A 17,187-nucleotide genomic window follows, 5' to 3' on the forward strand; every position below is an offset into this window, starting at 1 on the left:
CAGGGTGTGAGAGCGCTACGATGTAGCCTCTTGGCCCAGGCGTAGTAAAAATTTTTAAAGCGGAGTTGAAAATAAAAGCGATATGCGAAGCAAATATAAATGGTTCGTGGTTCTGTTCTTCTTCACCTTCCTGACTATACACCAGGCGGACCGCTTCATAGTCTCGGCTGTTGCGCCGCAAGTAATGGACGAGTTCAAGGTGTCGTACAGCCAGCTAGGTCTAGTATTCTCTCTTACGGTGCTGGTAGCCGCTTTCCTCTACCCGGTGTGGGGCTACCTCTACGACAGGTACTCGCGGAAGCTCTTAGCCGGTCTAGCGGCGCTGATATGGGGTTTCACCACCATCTTCAACGCCCTCTCGAGAACCTTCTCCGAGTTCTTCGCTACGAGGCTCGCCACGGGTATCGACGACGCGGCGCCTCCCGGAATTTATAGCCTCGTGGCAGACTACTTTGACCCCTACAGCCGCGGGAAGGCTCTCGGCTTGCTTAACGCGACGGGGCCTCTCGGGGCGATCATAGGGACTATACTCTCGTTGAGCATAGTGGCGGCGGGGCTTAGCTGGAGGAACGCGTTCTTCATAACTGGTCCCATAGGGGTTGCGATCGGCGCGTTAACCTTCTTCCTGGTAAAGGATGTGCCGAGGGGTGTTTCCGAGCCAGAGCTCAAGGACGTGTTAACGGAGGATATCTACAGGGCGAAGCTATCCGACCTGCCAAAGGTGCTGGAGAACAAATCCCTCGTACTCCTCTACCTGCAGGGCTTCTGGGGCGTTTTCCCGTGGAACGCGATTACCTTCTGGTTCGTGACGTACATGGAGAAGGAGAGGGGGCTGTCCCCCGACACCGTGATGGTGGTAATGTCCCTGTCGCTCATCGCCATGGTCGCAGGGAACATAGTCGCAGGGATTATCGGAGACTGGTTGTTCAAAAAGACGAAGAGGGGTAGGGCGATTCTCGGGGCGGTAGTAGTGTTCTTCTCGGCAGTGCTCATCTACCTCGCGATTAGGGCTGAAAGCACGGAGGAGTTCATTCTGTTCACTGTTCTCACAGCGTTCGAGATTCCCATGGCGGCCCCGAACGTAGTCGCTGCCATCACGGATGTCACCGAGCCCGAGCTGAGGTCCAGCGCTACCGGATACCTAAGGTTCTTCGAGAACCTCGGTAGCGCTACGTCGCCGTTTCTGACAGGCGTACTGGCGGAGTCCATGGGCCTTGGGGAGGCTATACTGCTGGTAAGCGTGTATACGTGGCTTCTGTGCTTCGTCTTCTTCGCGGTACTAGCAGCGATAATCCCCCGCGACATAGACAGGCTGAGAAACCTCATTAGGGAGAGGGCGGAGAGACTGAGGGGTGGGCGCTGATGTTCCCGAAGAGTTTCCTCTGGGGAGTATCCCTAGCAGGCTTCCAGTTCGAGATGGGGGACCCCGCGGGGGAAGCTTTGGACCCTAACACCGACTGGTACGTGTGGGTACACGACGAGTACAACATAAGGGAGGGAATAGTCAGCGGGGATCTGCCGGAGAAAGGGATAGACTACTGGCACCTTTTCAGGGAGGACCACTCTCTGGCGAAAAGCCTGGGGCTAAACGCCTACAGGCTTAACGTCGAGTGGAGCAGGGTGTTTCCGGAGCCGACGTTCAGCGTAGAGGTTGGGGTGGAAGAGGAGGACGGCGTTAAGACCGGTATAGACATCGACGACTCCGACTTAGAGAAGCTGGACAGCATTGCGAACAAGAAGGCGGTGCAACACTACAGGGAGGTCGTGGAGGACCTCCGCGAGAAGGGCTTCTACGTCATCCTCAACTTGGTCCACTTCACGCTTCCAACCTGGATCCACGACCCTCTAACCGCGCGCGCCACGAACGCGAAGAAGGGGCCACTGGGCTACGCGGACCCCAGGTTCCCGGTGGAGTTCGCGAAGTTCGCCGCCTACGTTGCGGCGAGCTTCGGGGATCTCGTAGACGCGTGGTCAACGTTCAACGAGCCGAGCGTGGTGACCGAGTCGGGCTTCCTGAAGAGGAGGGGGAAGTTCCCGCCCGGCATATTCAACTTCGACGCGTACAAGCGGGCTATGATCAACATCGCACAAGCACACCTACTGGCGTACATCGCTATCAAGAAGTTCGACAGGGTGAAAGCTTATTCTGACTCCGCGGAGTCAGCGTCCGTCGGAATTATACACAACATGATACCGTTCCACCCCCTCGACCCCTCCAGGAAGCGCGACCGGGACGCATCTATGGTAACACACCACCTCCATAACTCCTGGATCCCGAACTCCCTTGTAAACGGGTGGATAGACAGGGACTTCGACCTCAAACAGGAGCCCAGCGAAGTATTCGAGAAGTACAAGTCGAGGCTTGACTGGATGGGCATCAACTACTACTCGAGGTCCGTCGTCAAGGGTAAGGTCAACCTCCTCAGGCCTGTAATCCCGTTCCCCGCGTTCCCCGTGCTCGTGAAGGGGTACGGGTTTGAGTGTGCACCGAACTCTCAGAGCCTGGCAGGGAGACCTACCACGGACTTCGGGTGGGAAGTATACCCCGAGGGCATAGTAGAGGTTGTAAAAATGGCAATGCAGTACAACGTTCCTCTACTCGTAACGGAGAACGGGGTCGCAGACGCGCGGGACGAGCTGAGGCCGCACTTCCTAGCCCTCCACCTAAAGCTCCTCGAGGACGCGTTGGAAAGCCGCGAGATAAGCCTTAAAGGCTACCTTCACTGGGCTCTGACGGACAACTACGAGTGGGCGGATGGCTTCAGGATGCGCTTCGGCCTATTCGAGGTAGACCTCTCCAGCAAGAGAAGAGTGAAGCGCCCGAGCGCGGATCTCTTTGCGAGGATAGTCTCGGAGGGGACTGTCCCAGACGAGGCGGTCAGGAAGGCGAGGGAAAAGCTTTCCGTCAACCTTTAACCAGCCTTACGAAGTTCCTCCCGGCTTTCTTCTCTATCTTCACGTAGCCCAGTTTCTCCAGCCTCCTTATCCTCCTCCAAAGCGTGGTAGGCGGTAGGCTCACGTAGAGCCCTATGTCCGACTGGAAGGCTCCTCCACCAAGCTTCTTCAGAACCCCTATTATCTCCTCGTCCTCCTCTCCCAGCTCCCGCCCCCCGCGCGCCTTCAGGAGGAGGGCTAGCACGACAGCCGCCCCCGCGGCCCCCAGGACGGCTATGTAGAGAGGCTCTATGGGCATACCAGAAGGCGTGGTCTTAGCCGGGGCTGGTTGCTGGGGGCTCGGCGTGGGCTGGGGTTGAGATGCAGGTTGCGAGGCGTTTACCCGTGAAGGTTGCGAGGTCTGCGGAGGGGCTTGTTGTGGCGGTTGCTGGGGCACGTAGACGTAGGAAAAGCTGACCCTGCCCGGCTGGAAGCTCAGTACGAGCGACTGGTTCTGCACCGTGACGGAAGTGGGAACCGTTGAGAGGGATGACAGGGCTGTGCCGGCCGGTAGCCGTACCGTGCTCGGGAGGGGGGACACGTAGCTAACAGTCCAAACGCCTTTACTCATGGAGAGTATGCTACTCGTGAAGTAGCTTATCGAGACGAGAGAGGAGCCCAGGGTGATTATCCTCATGGTACCGGTGGTCTCGTTAACCATGTAGGCTAGAGGTGTACCGTGCTCGTCGACTACGACGACGCCGTACTCGGGGAGGGGGGTTCCGACGAGCTGTATGTCTAGCAGGGAGGCGTTACCAACGCTCACGGAGTAGTCTACTTTCGCGACGCCAGTAGGGAGAATCGTGATCGCCACGGAGTTAACCGGGACGCTACCCGCGGGGAGAATAACGCAGACAGTGATCAACGCGGCGAGCATAACCAACGATCTGCTCCTCATAGGGGTCTTGGTTGTTGAAAGATTTTTCGATATATTAGCTTTGCCGACGCGCAAAGGCGGTAAACGGCTTACCACGCGCTAAGAGGTGCCGCACACCCTCCCGCGCGCGGCGTAGCCGTTGGCCTTCAGCTTTTCGACGCCCCTTCTGAAAGCTTCTCTGAGCTCGCCCGCCCTCTCCTCGGGGAGACCGTCGTACGTGAACACCCAGCCTCCCCACTCTATCCCTGCAGGGTACTTCAGCTTGTCGGCAGACCTGTGAACCGGGTAGAACTCTACGTGGAGGTGTAGGGAGCCCTCATCCCTACAGGGGGACTGGTGGAAGACCATGATGTAGGGCAGGCTGAAGCCGAAGAGAGAGTTGTACGCGGCAACAGTCACGCGTAGAGCGTCCGCCAGGGAGACCCTCTCGTCGCTACTCAGCGTGTTTAGGCTTCCAACGTGCCTCTTCGGGTACACGTGAAGCTCGTAAGGCCACATCGCGAAGAACGGTAAGAAGACCAGGAAATGCTCGTTCTCGTAGACGGTCCTCGCGCCTTCCTCTGCTTCGAGCTCCAGCACGTGGCAGAACAGGCACCCGCCCCTCTTCTCCCTGAACTCCCGGGCCATCGCCATCTCCCGGCTTACCCTCGGGGGTACGAAGGGGAGAACGTAGACCTGGCTGTGGGGGTGTGTCAGGGAGACGCCTATGACCTCCCCCTTGTTCCTGAAAGGTAGCACGTACGCCACTCTTTCGTCCCGGCACTCCTCCTCCGTTACCCTGCCGAGAGACTCCAAGTACTTGACGAGGTTCTCAAAGGGTATCGAGTCGAGGTCTCCCTCGTGCTCCGGCGTCTCTACGACGACCTTCGCGGCTCCGTAAGCCTCCCTAACGACGTACAAGTCCCTGGAACTCCTGGAGACGCGGGCATCGCGTCGCAACGCTGGGAATTTGTTGTCGAGCACCAGTACGTCCCAGCCGTACCCCGTCTCCTCGCTCCCAGGGCAGAACGGGCACTTCTCGACGCGCCTCCACGGACGCCTAGCCCTCGAGCTCGAGACTATGACCCAGCAACCCAGTACGGGGTTCCACCTTAACTCGTTGTAACTGTCCTCCACGCGCTAGACCAGGTCGCAAAAAAACAAATAGTTTTACGCGGGGGCTTTAGAGGAGCGTCGGCAGGAAGAGGCCGAACAGCGCGTTGATTAGGTATACGAGCACGGCGAGAACCGCTGCTCCGAGCCACCCTACCCCCTGGATCTTTCGCAGGGCGTAGAGCCATACGAGTATCGCTAACAGCGTCCCAAACGGTATGTGAAGTACTTTGAAGACCCAGAAGATGAGCGCTCCGATGAGCGCTGTTAGGAAGGCGCCAGGGATGGACTCTGCCTTCTGCTTTCCCGGGAAGAGCTTCAGCGCAAGCCACACGGCGATGCCCGAGACGATCCAGCCTACCAGGAAGTTCACTATGCCGATCTGCATGCAAAAATATCTTCGCAGAAGGACTTTTATACATTACGGGGGATATCCGCTCGTGGCGGGAGGGAGGTTCACTGCATCGGCTCCGGGTAGGGTGGATTTCCTGAACACGCACCAGGACTACAAGGGGCTCCCGGTCGTACCCGTAGCTATAAACCTGCGTACGTACGTGGATGTTCTGGGAAGGAGCGAGCTGTTCGAGGTTAAAAGCGAGGCTCTGTGCGCGGAGGGCTTAGAGTGCGTAGACAGGTTTCCGCCCACCAATCCTCCTCTGGTCGAGGGGAGGTGGTGGGGGAACTACCTGCGCGCCGTTGTGAGGGCTGTCGAGGAGTACCTCGGGAAGCCCCTCCCGGAGGGCTTCAGGGCTGTCGTGAGGAGCGAGGTGCCCGTGGGTAGCGGTTTGTCGAGTAGCGCTGCGCTCGAAGTCTCGTTTCTAAAGGCTATCGACTACTACTTCAACCTCGGGCTCGGGAAAAAGGAGCTAGCGGAGCTGGCATTCCAGGCTGAGAACAGGATTGCGGGTATACCTTGCGGCAGGCTAGACCAGTACGCGTCCGCGTACGGCGGCGTGATACTCCTCAAGCCCAGACCCCCGGTTGAAGTCGAGGAGCTAGAGCCGGGTAGCCTCAGGTTCGTAGTCGTAGACTCCGGTATACGCCACAGCGTGGCAGACATCCACCCGAAGAGGCAGGAAGAGATAAACCGGGGGCTGAGAGCGCTCATGGAGGACCCCTCCGTTCCTCCTGGCCTTAAGAGGCTACTCGGGTACCGTTACGACGAGCCCAGGTGGGAGGAGCTATCCCTGGAGGATCTCCAGCCGTACCTAGACAGGCTGGACGAGGCTTCGAGAAAGAGGATACTGTTCACGTTGCTAATGCAGGCATCCACCTCGAGGGCTGTCGGGATTCTAAGGAGGAAAGGCTGGAAGCCGCGGGAACTGGCCCCCGAGGTGAACTACCAGCACGAGCTCCTGAGAGACCTCTACGAGGTTAGCCTCCCGGAGCTCGAGAGGATACGTGACGCGATGCTCCGCTCGGGTGCCCTAGCAGCCAAGATAAGCGGGGCCGGGATGGGCGGAAGCCTTCTAGCCTTAACCGAGGGCGGAGAAGAGGAGGTCGTGGGCTCGGCGCTAAGGGAGGGCGGCAAAAAAGCTTGGATTCTCGTACCGGACGAGGGCGCTCGGATCGACCGCGTAGACGGCTAGCCTTGCAGCTTCCCGGGAGCCTGCTCCCCGGATCCTCCTCCCAGTGCTTTGCCTAGATCCTCCCGTAGCTTTTCCCTAAGCTTCTTCAGCTCCTCCAGCCTTGTAAGCGCCTCCTCGAGTACGGGCTTCGAGGCCTCGATGCCTTTATGCACGAAGAAGGCTACAGCCTCGCTCCTACTCTTGAATATCCCGGCCTCGACTAGCGCGTCTATTACTTCCACGTCTCTCTCCGATAGCCTTATCGACGACACGACGAGGGACGGTCCCGGCACGCCTTTCTCCAAGGCTTCCTTCAGCTTCGCCAGAGACTCTTCGAGGGCGCTCGTAGCCTGGCGTATACTCATCTCCACCACTTTCTCGAAACTCTCAAAGGGGCGCCTGTACTCCCTGACAGCCTCCCTTGCATCGCTCAGCGCCTCGGAGAAGTAATCCAGCATGTCGTCCCACTTATCGAAGAACTTCTCTACCTCCTCCTCCAATTCTTCTACCACGTCCTCGTCCAGCTCGAGGCGCGTCTTCGAGAGCAGCCCTTTGAGCTCCACTTTCGCGGCGAGAAGCCTCTTCCTCAGTGCCCGTAGCTCTTCCTTCAACTGTTCGAACTCCTGGAGGCTCGGTGACTCCTTGCTTACAAGCTTTTTGAGCTCCTCCTCAAGTCTACCCAGCTCGCCCCTGAGCTCCTCCTCTATCTCCTTTAACCTCCTCTTTACAGTCTCCGCCATCAGTATGTAACTTACAACCATACATTTTAAAGTTTTCTTCGTGCAGGGGACGCTACGTTTTTGTGGCGTACAACAATGATGTTTTCGTGGCGGCGGGGCAACCATTGATAGACGCGTACAAGTTTGGGCGCCTCGTTGTAGGCGGCAGGGCCTATGAGAGGGATGTCATCATAACTCCCTCGGGCGTAGTGCCTAACTGGTGGAGACTCGAGGGTCATAGGCTCCAGCTGGAAGACGTGAAAAAGTATCTTGGTCTCGATGTCGACGCGGTAGTGGTAGGCACGGGGTACCACGGCTTTATGCGCGTGGACAGTGAGGTCGTCGAGAGTTTTAGGAGGATGGGTAGAGAGGTCTACGTGCTCGAGACTGGTAGGGCTGTCGAGAAGTACAACGAGCTTGTAGCTAGGGGTAGGAGGGTTCTCGCGATGTTGCATTTAACGTGTTAGCGCAGAGCTCTACTCGAAGCAACCGTAGCTACCGGCTAGGTCGAGGTACCCGCACCGAGTCAGCTGGGCGCAAACGGCGTAGTTCTTCTTTCCCGTCGTTCTTTTAAGTAGCGAGGCTGCGTCGAAGAGCATGCCGGCGTACTCGCACCCCTCCCTGACCAGGAGCTTTACTAAGCCTTCGAGCTCGCTCAAGGCCTTCTCCCTCTCACCCTTCTTCAGCCACGCCTCGGAGAGCGACAGCTTCACTGAGAAGAAGAGCGCGTCCGCTCTCCCGCTCTCCTCGTACATGGCGAGCACTCTAGCCAGGGCGCTTTCCGCCTCGCCGTACCTCTCCAGTTGTAGCAGGGCAAACCCCCGCAAAGCCAGGGACCTAGCGGTCTCCGGTAACCCGAGCTCCTCCCTCCTCTTCAAGGTGTACAGGCAGAGCTCCGGCAACCCCCTTCCAAGCCTTACCTCCGCGAGCTCTTCGAGCACGGAGCCCAGGAGGACCCTGTACTCCTCGCCGTGGGGGGCGAGCCTTTCCAGGATGCTTGCCGAGAGGTGGGCGAGCTCCTCCGAGACTGCGAGCGCACCGCTAGACCTCGCATACCTCTCCAGGACTCCCAGCCTGTGGAGCGTCGAGCCCCTCAGGAACCCCGAGACTGTGCCGGGCCTCAGTATGGCCACGGCCTCTAGTGCTTGGAGTGAGGCCTCTTCAGTCAAGCTGTTCAGCGAGGTGTACGCTAGGACTCTGCCCGCGCCAGGGACGCCTGACACGAGGATCCATGAAGCCACGAATGGTTGCTCAGAGGAGTATGCCAGCTCAGCCACGCCAGCCGGGGCTGCGGGGATCCCTCTAAACGCTAGCTGGAGCGGCGTAGACCTGAAGGAGTAAAGCCCCAGGTGCGGCACCCTTAAAAGCAACCTGTCCGCGTACTCCTTGTACTCCTCCGCGGCGCTCCCCAGCACCCCAGCCGGGAAGCTCCTCGTCCTGAACGAGGCAGGGATGGACAGGGCTTCCCGGAAGCCCGGGGGCACAGCCTCCCTCACCCTCTCGTAGACTGATTGTCCGCCGGGCCCCAGGTCGCAGGGCTTCCCGGCTTGCCGGCAGAGCGCGAGGTAAAGCGACGCGGCGTCTACGCAGGAGGGGTTCCCGGGGCACTTCTCGGCGATCTCGCGGGCGAGTTTCCCGCCTCCAAGCCCCTCCCAGGCGAGCCTAGCCTCCGCTATCTCCAGTAGCTCTTTCTCCGAGTACACCCCGTCCAGAACCACCGGGGCCGGCGGATCCCCGCTCCAGCCCGAGGGGGCAAACACTATCTCGCTGGACACAGTGAACACGGCTTTCTTACCGGAGAGGAGCGAAGCGTGAGCCGGGTCGCCGTAGTAGAGGGAGTACCCTTCTTCGAGTAGCCTGGAGGCGAGCAGGTAGGCTAGCGAGTGCCTACCGGACCCCGCCTTGCCCTTGAGCGCCACAGCCCGCCCTTCTTCAAGTAGCCCGATTGACCTCGAAATTGCGGAGGAGGAGCCCTCCCCGGATACCAGCTCGGAGAGTAGCGGCCAAAGCTCGTCCAGAACCCACGGCAGGCTCTCCGTATCCACCTGTAGGAGGCTCGGCCTCGCTGGTACGTCCAGCTCTACGACGTTGAAGCTAATCCTGTCCCTTATCTCCCGCAGGATACTCCTAGCGGTATCCGAGCCGGCGCCGAGCACCGACTCCAGCTCGTCGAGGGAGGCTAACAGCCAGTCAACGGTGTCCAGCGTTAAAAGCGAGACATCTACGCCCCCCAAGAAAGCCTCGAGCAAAGACACTACATACCTGTGGAGCACGCGCCTCTCGCCCTCTGGGGCTCCCTGTAGCCCGTGCCCAGCCACCCGTACTTTCTCCGCGGCGTCTTCGAGTACCTGAAGGCTTACCTCGCCCAGCGAGGCAGCGAGAACGCTCTCGACGTCCTCCCAGTGCTTCTTCCCGCAGTCGAGGAGTATCTGCGCGAGGCGCACAAAGTCTCCTCCGGGCGGCGCCTTCCTTGCTTCTGCGGCTACGCAGGCGTAGTAGGACATAGGGCTCGATGCAGGAGTCTCCGCGAGCCCCTAAAAAACCTGCGCGCGACAAGTGGGAGGAGTCAAAGACTAAAGAGGGGGCTCCCGGCCTTTCAGGGAACCCGTGCCTATTGCACAAGGCTAGCCTCGAAGATCTTTATCTCTGACCCCTCCCACTTTGCCAGCATGACTTTACCGTTCTTTATCCTAACGTATGTCTTGTTATCCACCCCGGTCGAGGAGTTGCTTCGAACCCAGCTACCCGTATTCAGTATCAACCTGCCGCCCTCGGCAAGGTACTCCGGCACGTGCGTGTGCCCGAACACCACTAGGTCCAGCTTACCCACGGAGGGGAAGGACTCTAGGAACCCGATCAGCCTCCTCAGAGGCTTGCTTACGGCGAGCGACTGGAGGGACTTCCCGCGTAGCCTGCTCTTGAGTAGCCTCGAAGCTAGTGGTTGCACGAAGCCGTACCAGATCTTGTCCTGGGCCTTCCTCCACAGCAGTATCACCATCGGCGAGAGCAGTATCAAGGCGGACAGGGCGATCGCAGCCTCCATGAGCAGGGACGTTGCCTGTATGAGCACCATGAGTAGAAGCACCGTGGTAGCAGCTACCGCCGCGAAGACCCATTCGAGAGGCCCGGGAAGGGACATCAGGGACTCGGAGAATATGTAGACGTACGATTGAAGCTTCCAGAGCCCCTTCACGGCAAGGAACAGCCCGTCGAGCTGGTGCCCGTGGAACAGCAGAACTTTCTTCCCGTCGATGTCGAGCAGTACGATCTCCGGCGCTATCACGAAGCCACCCCCGCCCCTAAGGCTCTCCAAGTGGAGCCTCGTAGTCACCCTGTCGTGGTTACCGGGGACGAAGACGATCGTCGAGTCCAGCCTGGATAGAAGCCTAAGCGAGTCGAAAGCATCAGAGAAAACATCCCTGAGGCTGGCGCTCCACAGCTCGAATATATCTCCCAGCAGTACCACCAGCCTGGGATGCTCGCCTCCCTCCAGGACGGATTCCAGGAACTCCGCCAGCTCCTCGTGGAGCGAGAGCTCCCTGCCGTTAAACCTAAGGCCGAAGTGGACGTCTGAGAACACGAGAACCTCCTCGTCTCTCGTAAGGTGGAACACTGGCACCTTCAAGCCCTCTACGTCCAACTCCTCGCTCCACATCGCAGTGCACGCTTCGCGAGCGTCTAAAAAACCTAACTAAACTAATTACGAAAAGTCTTAAAGGCGTCCGGAGCTTTGAGTCCTGCTGGCTCTAGGAGGAGGATCCATGAGGGAACGCGTCGCGCTACTAACCTTCCTCGCCGTGCTGGGGATCACGGTTGCTAAGCTCGCCGTCTACGCTCTCACATCGAGCATGGCAGCCTTCACAGAGTTCGTGGACTCTGTTACCGACATAGCTACCTCTGCGCTAGCCCTGCTGTCCGTTAGGCTGAGCAGAAAGCCGCCGGACGAGGACCACCACTACGGGCACGGGAAAGCTGAGGCGCTGGCAGGCTACACTATAGGGCTCTTCGCGGGTACGTCTCTGGCCTACGTAGTCGCGGAGCTCGTGAAGAGGGTCCTGGAGGGCTATATCGTGAGAAGCGACCCCCTAGCCGTCCAGATCGCCGCGGCGATAGTGGCCGTGGACTCGGGGCTGGCCGGCGTGAACTACCTCGGGTACAGGGCGAGCAAAAGCGTAGCCCTGAGGGCGAACGCTGTTAACTACATGGGTGACTCCCTGAGAGCTCTGGGAGTCCTCACCGCGATAACCACTGCGTGGCTGGATCCCTTTGTGACTGCCGTCCTTGCCTCTATACTCGCCGTAGAGGTTTTCCACCTACTTCGGGAGAGCACGTCGATCCTCATGGATGAGGCCTCCGAGGAGCTCACGAGGCGGATAGCCGAGTCCTTGAGGGGTGTCGAGGAAGTGGAGGAGGTGAGGAAGATCAGGGTTAGGCACTCGGGTACGCACTACCAGGTCGACGTCGTCGTGGCGGTTAAAGGCGGGAAAACAATCGAGGAGGCTCACAGGGCGGCAGACGAGGTGGAGAAGAGGGTTAAGGCGGCGTTGGGTGCCGAAGTAGACGTGCTCGTACACGTGGAGCCCTGCTAGGAGCCCGGGACTTTTTCTCGTAGAGAAACGTAGTTTTCTCGGGGTTTTCCGCGGCATTCCTTATCAAAGACCCCTTTCTACAACTATTCACGGTGAAAGCAGATGAAAACGAGGATCGTCGGGCTAGCACTAGTAGCCCTACTGCTACTGGCACCCCTGCAGATAGCCCTCGCGGGCACAGACACTTCGGCCGAGATCCTAGTATCGAACGCGAAGCGCCTCCAGCAACTGGTACACTACAGGAACACCGTGATCTCCTCAACGCTAAACGTCACGAGCATAGGATCCAACTGGACCCTGATACTCAACCTGACCCTCCAGGCCGACCTATACCTTAACGCTAGCATACAGGCCCTCAACGCGGGTAACTACACCGAGGCGAAGATCTACGCCATAAAAGCGATAAACACCTACGGCCAGGTACTAGAACTCCAAGAGGAGCTTGCCGAGGAGTACGACATACACTTCAAGCTTGAAGGGGAAATCGAGGAAGGCTACGCCAACGCCACGAAGCTCGGGGTAAACGCCTCAATAGCCATTAACCGCACCGCCCTCACCCTCCAGCTCGAAGTCCTGGAGAACAGGGTAGACCTACTCCTCGAAGTCCTCGGAAAGGTGAACACATCCCTCTACAACGTCTCGGGCGCCATAAGCCTGCTCCAAGAGGCGAAGCTCCTCCTAGAGGAGGCTGAGGCCAAGCTGGAGGCGGGCAACATCACCGTCCCGGAGCTCGCGAAGACACTCGCCGTGGTGAAGAAGATACTGGGACTCGTGAACGCCGAGCTCCACAGGGCGTCGCTGGCGCTTACAGTTAACCGCGCGATGAAGCTAGGCCTCCTGAAGAAGAACGAGACCCTGCCGCTCAACATGTCCCCCTTAATAAACCACACGAAGATAAAAGTCAAGGGGCTCAAAGGCAACCTCACGGAGCGCTTGGAGGAACTGGAGGAAGAGCTCAACGAGACGGCGGCGAAGATAGCGGCCGGCAACGTGTCGGCGAAGGAAGTGAAGAAAGCCGGTAAGCAACTCGAAAAGGAGCTCAAGGAGGTAGAGAAGAAGCTCAACGAAGTCTTCAGCCGCGTTGAGAACAAGATCGCGACGAAAGCAAAGGAGAAGGGAGGATGGAAGCACGAGATCAAGGTAGAAGTCAAAGAGAAGCACGGACAGGGCCCGCAGCCCTGGACTCCGAGTGTAACGCAAGGAGAAAGTGAGGAAGAGCACGAGGAAGGCGAAGGAAGAGGTAGAGGAAAGTAAAACCAATTTTTTTCTTTTTCCTATTTTTTTTAAAAAAAGCTTATGATTGGGTATTTCGAGCTTAAACTCTCGAGGTGAGGGCCTCTTCTCCTTTAAAGGATGCCCAATCACCACCGTATCGTGCCGTTATCCTAGACAGAGAGCTCTGTCTACGTTGCGCAGGCAGTGTCTGGGTTGTTGAACTCTCAGAAACACAGAGTATTATTTTCGGTGAAAATATAGCGAGAATTACATAAGGTTTTATAAACATGGCTAGATAATCATATATCGATATGGCAGAACTTACAAGGAGAGATGCAATCAAGCTCGGGGCACTGCTCGCCATAGCCTCTTCGCTTAATCTACCAGTAAAGGTTCAGAGACCATCCCGGGAAGTAGAAGCCTCCGCGGCTACAGCCAGGATACCCGTAATGTGCAGTATGTGCGCCGCGGGATGCGGGATTCTCCTAGTCAAGGAGGGAAACGGCACGGTCTACGTTGAGCCGAACCTCGAGCACCCGCAGCCGGGGCTCTGCGCGAGGGCGGCTTCCGCGCTCCAGCTGTGGAACCACCCCTTGAGGCTGAAGAAGCCCTTGAAGAGGGTTGGCGAAAGGGGTGAGGGCAAGTTCCAGGAGGTCGACTGGGATACTGCTCTCAACGAGATAGCTACGAAGCTGAAGGAGATAATCTCCAAGTATGGTCCCGAGTCTGTCGTATTCACGTACCACGACTTCTACGCCTGGCACATGCCGCTCATAGCGTTCACGCTCGGCACGCCTAACCACGTTCAGCACGCGTCTTGTTGCCACAACGCAAGCACGTACGCGAGGATGCTGGTTCTAGGGGCAGGTGGACCTCCGACCGTCGACCCGGACTACGAGCGGGCACGCTACGTAGTGTTCGTGGGCCGAGTTCTGTGCGCGGCGATGGGCATGGTTCAAAGGCTTCAGAAAGCGCGGGAGTCCGGCGTGAAGCTAGTCTTCGTGGACCCCAGGATGGGCAACGCGGCGATGGCAGAGGGTGAGTGGGTCCCCATACTGCCCGGTACGGACGCCGCCTTCCTGCTCTCCATGATCCACGTCATACTCAGCGAGAAGCTGTACGACGAGTCCTTTTTGAAGAAGTACACGAACGCGACTTTCCTCATAAAGCCCGACGGAAGCCCCCTCACAGAGAAAGACCTCGGCAGGGAGGGCTCAGACTACGTTGTCTACGACGCCGACGCGAAAGACTTCCTGAGCTACAAGAAGTCGAAGAACCCGGCCCTCGAGTGGGAGGGCGACGTCGCCGGCTTCCACGTGAAGACAGCGTTCCTGCTACTCAAGGAGAGGGCTTCGCAGTACGCCCCTGAGCAGGCCGAGAAGATATGCGGGGTCCCGGCGGACACTATCAGGAGGATTGCCCGCGAGTTCGCCAACGCTAGGGGAGTGGTGGAGGACGGCTGGTGGTCCGCGAAGAACGCGAACGACTCAGATGCTTATAGGGCCGCGCTTACACTCAACGCCCTCGTCGGTAGCATCGAGACTGCGGGGGGTCTCTACATAAAGCTGGGGTCTAAGATGCCCCCCTCAGCCACGGCGACTGCCGAAAAAGTAACCACGATTACGGGCGGAACGCTTCCCGGGATCAGGGCGAAGAGGATAGACACGCAGAAGTACCCAGCTGTACCCCATGTTTTCGACGCCGTGCTTGACGCCGCGCTCGAAGGCAAGCCGTACCCGGTTAAAGCTCTGTTCATCGTGGGCGCCGAGCCTTTCACTAGGGATGTGAACACCGAGAAACTGAAAAAGGCCCTCAAAGCCATGGAGCTCGTCGTGGTAATCGACGTTGTACCGAACGATAGCGTTGACTACGCGGACTACGTGCTCCCGGACAACATCTTCCTGGAAAGGGAGGAGCTCACAGACGTCAAGTTTACTCCGCACGCGGCGATACAGCTGTCGCACAAAGCCCTCGACCCGCCTCCCGGCATAGACGCGCGGAACGGCTTCTGGATCATGATGGAAATCCTGCGCCGAACAGTCCCCGAGAGAGCCAAGGCAGTAGGCTACACCGAGGAGTATTCCAGCTACGAGAAGTTCAAGGAGTTCGAAGCGCTTGTCAAGCGGAAAGTCTTGGAGTCCCTCTCGAAGACGTGGAACGTCCCGGTGGAAGACATAGAGAAGTCCCTTGAGGAGAAAGGCTTCTATGTGTTCAAGCACTGGATGCCGAAGGCGGGCCCGGGAACCCTCCCCACGCCCAGCGGCCTCGTCGAGATATACAGCCTGGCAGCGCTAAAGTACAACGACGACCCGCTACCAAAGTGGAAGCGCCCGCCGTACACACTTCCGAGCAACCCGGACGAGTTCTACCTCGTGAGCGGAAGGGACCAGTTCGTCACCGCGCACGCTGTGTGGACGAAGAACATTATCCACCTAGTAGACAGGAGGGTCTGGATGAACCCCAACGACGCTAAGCGCCTGGGCATAAAGGACGGCGACCTCATAGAGCTCGAAGGGCTGGACAACCACTACAAGGCCCGCGCGAGGGTAAAGGTGACGAACAGGGTTAGGGAAGGCGTTCTGTTCGTGTACAGCAGAGCGGGAGGACGCTTCTCGAGGCTTATCACGGGCGAGTACGAAGTTATGAAGGAGGGGATAAACCCGAACATGTTCACTCTGAGCTGGCTGGAGCCGCTCAACGGGTCGACGGGTCTTAACTCTACGGTTAAGGTTAGAAGGGTGGGAGCATGAGGCTGGCGCACCTCTGGGATCAGAGCAGGTGTATAGGTTGCGGGGCTTGCATAGCGGCGTGCAACGCGGCTAACTACCGCTCCACCACGAAGGACAACCCGACGTGGGGAGGAGTACAGACGAACATTAAGCGCATAGTCTTCGACCTCAAGGAGAAACCGTACATCCTGCTGGTACAGTGCCAGCACTGCGAAAACGCTCCCTGCGTTGCCGTCTGCCCCACAGGCGCCTCGTACATCGATAGGGATGGCCTCGTTAAGATAAACCCCGACCTCTGCATAGGGTGCAAGTACTGCATGACCGCCTGCCCCTACGGTATGCGCTGGCTCGACCCCGACTTCGGGCTACCGGAGAAGTGCATGGGCGAGACGTGCCAGTCGAGGGTCAAGGCGGGCTTGATGCCCGTATGCGTTACCGTGTGCCCCGCCGGCGCGAGAGCGTTCGGAGACCTCGACGACCCGAATAGCGAGGTGAACAAGAGGCTTAAGAAGGGTAGGGTCGTCAGGCTCCTCGAGTATAAAGGTACGAGGCCAAAGTTCTTCGTGGTGGTGGGAAGATGATGTTCCAGGAGGTTTGGAACCCGGTAATCATTGGGCTGTTCCTCTGGTTCGCCGGCATAGCCGGGATGGGGAGCGTTGCGTACGCGTTGATGAAGCTGGGCAAGGTGGAGGAGAAGACCAAGGAGCTATCCTGCGTGGTGTTCGCGTCCATAGTGCTGGCCCTAGTATTCGTGGTGGCAGACCTCTCAAGGCCTCTCAACATGCCCCTAGCGATTATACGCTCGGTTCTCAGCGGCACGTTCTTCTACAAGCTCTCTACATCCTGGATGACGATAGGCATCTCCCTGCTCTCCATCCTCCTGCTACTCGCACTACTAGTGCTCCTCCGCGAGACAGTGGCTAAAGGGCTCCAAAAGATCGTTGACGCGAAGTGGTACCTCGTGCTAACGGGCTTCGTGGGCTTCATGGTAGTGATATACAGCGGCTTCCTGATAGCAGACGCGCCCGGAGTGCCCTTCTGGAACAACTCCCTGATCCCGGTGCTCTGGATACTCTCCGCCTCTATATGCGCGATCGCAGTACTGAAAATCCTAGTGCACAAGCCCGAGGTCTCGAACTTCCTTACGAAGTCGGGCCTCGCGGTAGACATCGCGGAGGCTGTAGCCCTAGCGTCGCTGCTGAACGTCTCGCTGTACTCCGGCGTAGAGGCGGCGCGGAGGAGCGCGGAGGCTCTCGTAGCAGGCGAGCTCGCCGCGGCTTTCTGGCTCCTGGTAGTTCTCGTAGGGGTAGCGGTGCCGATGGTGCTAGGCTTCATGCTGCTCAGGAAGGAGGATAGGAGGCTCGCACTCCTAGCCGCCGCCTGCGCCCTAGTAGGCGCGCTCGCGCTCAGAATACTAGTACTACAGGCAGGAATCTTCCTGGAACTGTCTCTTTAAAAAAACCT

General features: G+C 58.5%; 15 protein-coding genes. 9 read left to right on the top strand and 6 right to left on the bottom strand.

The genetic code is table 11. The features are described 5' to 3' along the window. The first annotated feature begins 82 nt into the window (after window positions 1-82). On the top strand, window positions 83-1,363 hold the full coding sequence (locus TPEN_RS05705; RefSeq protein ID WP_011752773.1) for a spinster family MFS transporter: 1,281 nt from the start codon (window positions 83-85) through the stop codon (window positions 1,361-1,363). Continuing rightward, window positions 1,363-2,916 (top strand): beta-galactosidase BgaS, encoded by a 1,554-nt coding sequence (gene bgaS / locus TPEN_RS05710; protein ID WP_011752774.1) that lies wholly within the window; start codon window positions 1,363-1,365, stop codon window positions 2,914-2,916. Before TPEN_RS05705 ends, bgaS begins: the two co-directional genes overlap by 1 nt. Here the strand turns inward: bgaS and TPEN_RS05715 are convergent. The 3 genes from TPEN_RS05715 to TPEN_RS05725 form a co-directional block, all read right to left on the bottom strand. Beyond that, window positions 2,906-3,832 (bottom strand): helix-turn-helix transcriptional regulator, encoded by a 927-nt coding sequence (locus TPEN_RS05715; RefSeq protein ID WP_052885202.1) that lies wholly within the window; start codon window positions 3,830-3,832, stop codon window positions 2,906-2,908. The two genes, bgaS and TPEN_RS05715, sit on opposite strands and share 11 nt — an antisense overlap. Window positions 3,833-3,910: 78 nt before the next feature. Then, on the bottom strand, window positions 3,911-4,927 hold the full coding sequence (gene galT / locus TPEN_RS05720) for a galactose-1-phosphate uridylyltransferase (protein ID WP_011752776.1): 1,017 nt from the start codon (window positions 4,925-4,927) through the stop codon (window positions 3,911-3,913). 46 nt (window positions 4,928-4,973) lie between these two features. Next, window positions 4,974-5,291 (bottom strand): hypothetical protein, encoded by a 318-nt coding sequence (locus TPEN_RS05725; protein ID WP_052885203.1) that lies wholly within the window; start codon window positions 5,289-5,291, stop codon window positions 4,974-4,976. 52 nt (window positions 5,292-5,343) lie between these two features. Here TPEN_RS05725 and TPEN_RS05730 point away from each other — a divergent pair, with 52 nt between their 5' ends. Next, window positions 5,344-6,492 (top strand): galactokinase, encoded by a 1,149-nt coding sequence (locus TPEN_RS05730; protein WP_011752778.1) that lies wholly within the window; start codon window positions 5,344-5,346, stop codon window positions 6,490-6,492. On the opposite strand, the gene TPEN_RS05735 is transcribed toward TPEN_RS05730, so the two are convergent. After that, entirely contained in the window at window positions 6,489-7,211 is a 723-nt protein-coding gene (locus TPEN_RS05735; protein ID WP_052885204.1) for a ribbon-helix-helix domain-containing protein, read from the bottom strand. The genes TPEN_RS05730 and TPEN_RS05735 overlap by 4 nt on opposite strands. 62 nt (window positions 7,212-7,273) lie before the next feature. Between TPEN_RS05735 and TPEN_RS05740 the strand changes: the two genes are divergently transcribed. After that, window positions 7,274-7,657 (top strand): Mth938-like domain-containing protein, encoded by a 384-nt coding sequence (locus tag TPEN_RS05740; protein ID WP_011752779.1) that lies wholly within the window; start codon window positions 7,274-7,276, stop codon window positions 7,655-7,657. 9 nt (window positions 7,658-7,666) lie between these two features. Here TPEN_RS05740 and TPEN_RS05745 read toward each other — a convergent pair whose 3' ends face one another. Both TPEN_RS05745 and TPEN_RS05750 read right to left on the bottom strand, forming a co-directional pair. After that, entirely contained in the window at window positions 7,667-9,694 is a 2,028-nt protein-coding gene (locus TPEN_RS05745) for a tetratricopeptide repeat protein (protein WP_011752780.1), read from the bottom strand. Window positions 9,695-9,801: 107 nt separating this feature from the next. Then, the gene (locus TPEN_RS05750) at window positions 9,802-10,845 is read right to left on the bottom strand and encodes a UDP-2,3-diacylglucosamine diphosphatase (RefSeq protein WP_011752781.1); all 1,044 of its coding nucleotides are present in this window, start codon (window positions 10,843-10,845) and stop codon (window positions 9,802-9,804) included. 106 nt (window positions 10,846-10,951) lie between these two features. On the opposite strand from TPEN_RS05750, the gene TPEN_RS05755 reads away from it, so the two are divergent. The 5 genes from TPEN_RS05755 to nrfD all read left to right on the top strand — a co-directional run bounded on the left by TPEN_RS05755 (window position 10,952) and on the right by nrfD (window position 17,179). Further along, complete coding sequence (locus TPEN_RS05755; RefSeq protein WP_011752782.1) at window positions 10,952-11,779, top strand: cation diffusion facilitator family transporter; 828 nt, start codon at window positions 10,952-10,954, stop codon at window positions 11,777-11,779. Between the two features lie 102 nt (window positions 11,780-11,881). Further along, entirely contained in the window at window positions 11,882-13,033 is a 1,152-nt protein-coding gene (locus TPEN_RS05760; RefSeq protein WP_011752783.1) for a hypothetical protein, read from the top strand. 272 nt (window positions 13,034-13,305) lie between these two features. Beyond that, entirely contained in the window at window positions 13,306-15,744 is a 2,439-nt protein-coding gene (locus TPEN_RS05765) for a molybdopterin-containing oxidoreductase family protein (RefSeq protein WP_011752784.1), read from the top strand. Beyond that, window positions 15,741-16,304: a 4Fe-4S dicluster domain-containing protein gene (locus TPEN_RS05770; RefSeq protein WP_011752785.1), complete on the top strand. Its 564-nt coding sequence runs from the start codon at window positions 15,741-15,743 to the stop codon at window positions 16,302-16,304. Before TPEN_RS05765 ends, TPEN_RS05770 begins: the two co-directional genes overlap by 4 nt. Continuing rightward, the gene (gene nrfD, locus TPEN_RS05775) at window positions 16,301-17,179 is read left to right on the top strand and encodes an NrfD/PsrC family molybdoenzyme membrane anchor subunit (protein WP_011752786.1); all 879 of its coding nucleotides are present in this window, start codon (window positions 16,301-16,303) and stop codon (window positions 17,177-17,179) included. The genes TPEN_RS05770 and nrfD overlap by 4 nt, the downstream gene beginning before the upstream one ends. The last annotated feature ends 8 nt before the right edge of the window (window positions 17,180-17,187 follow it).

It is taken from the genome of Thermofilum pendens Hrk 5 (assembly GCF_000015225.1).
GTDB lineage: Archaea > Thermoproteota > Thermoprotei > Thermofilales > Thermofilaceae > Thermofilum > Thermofilum pendens.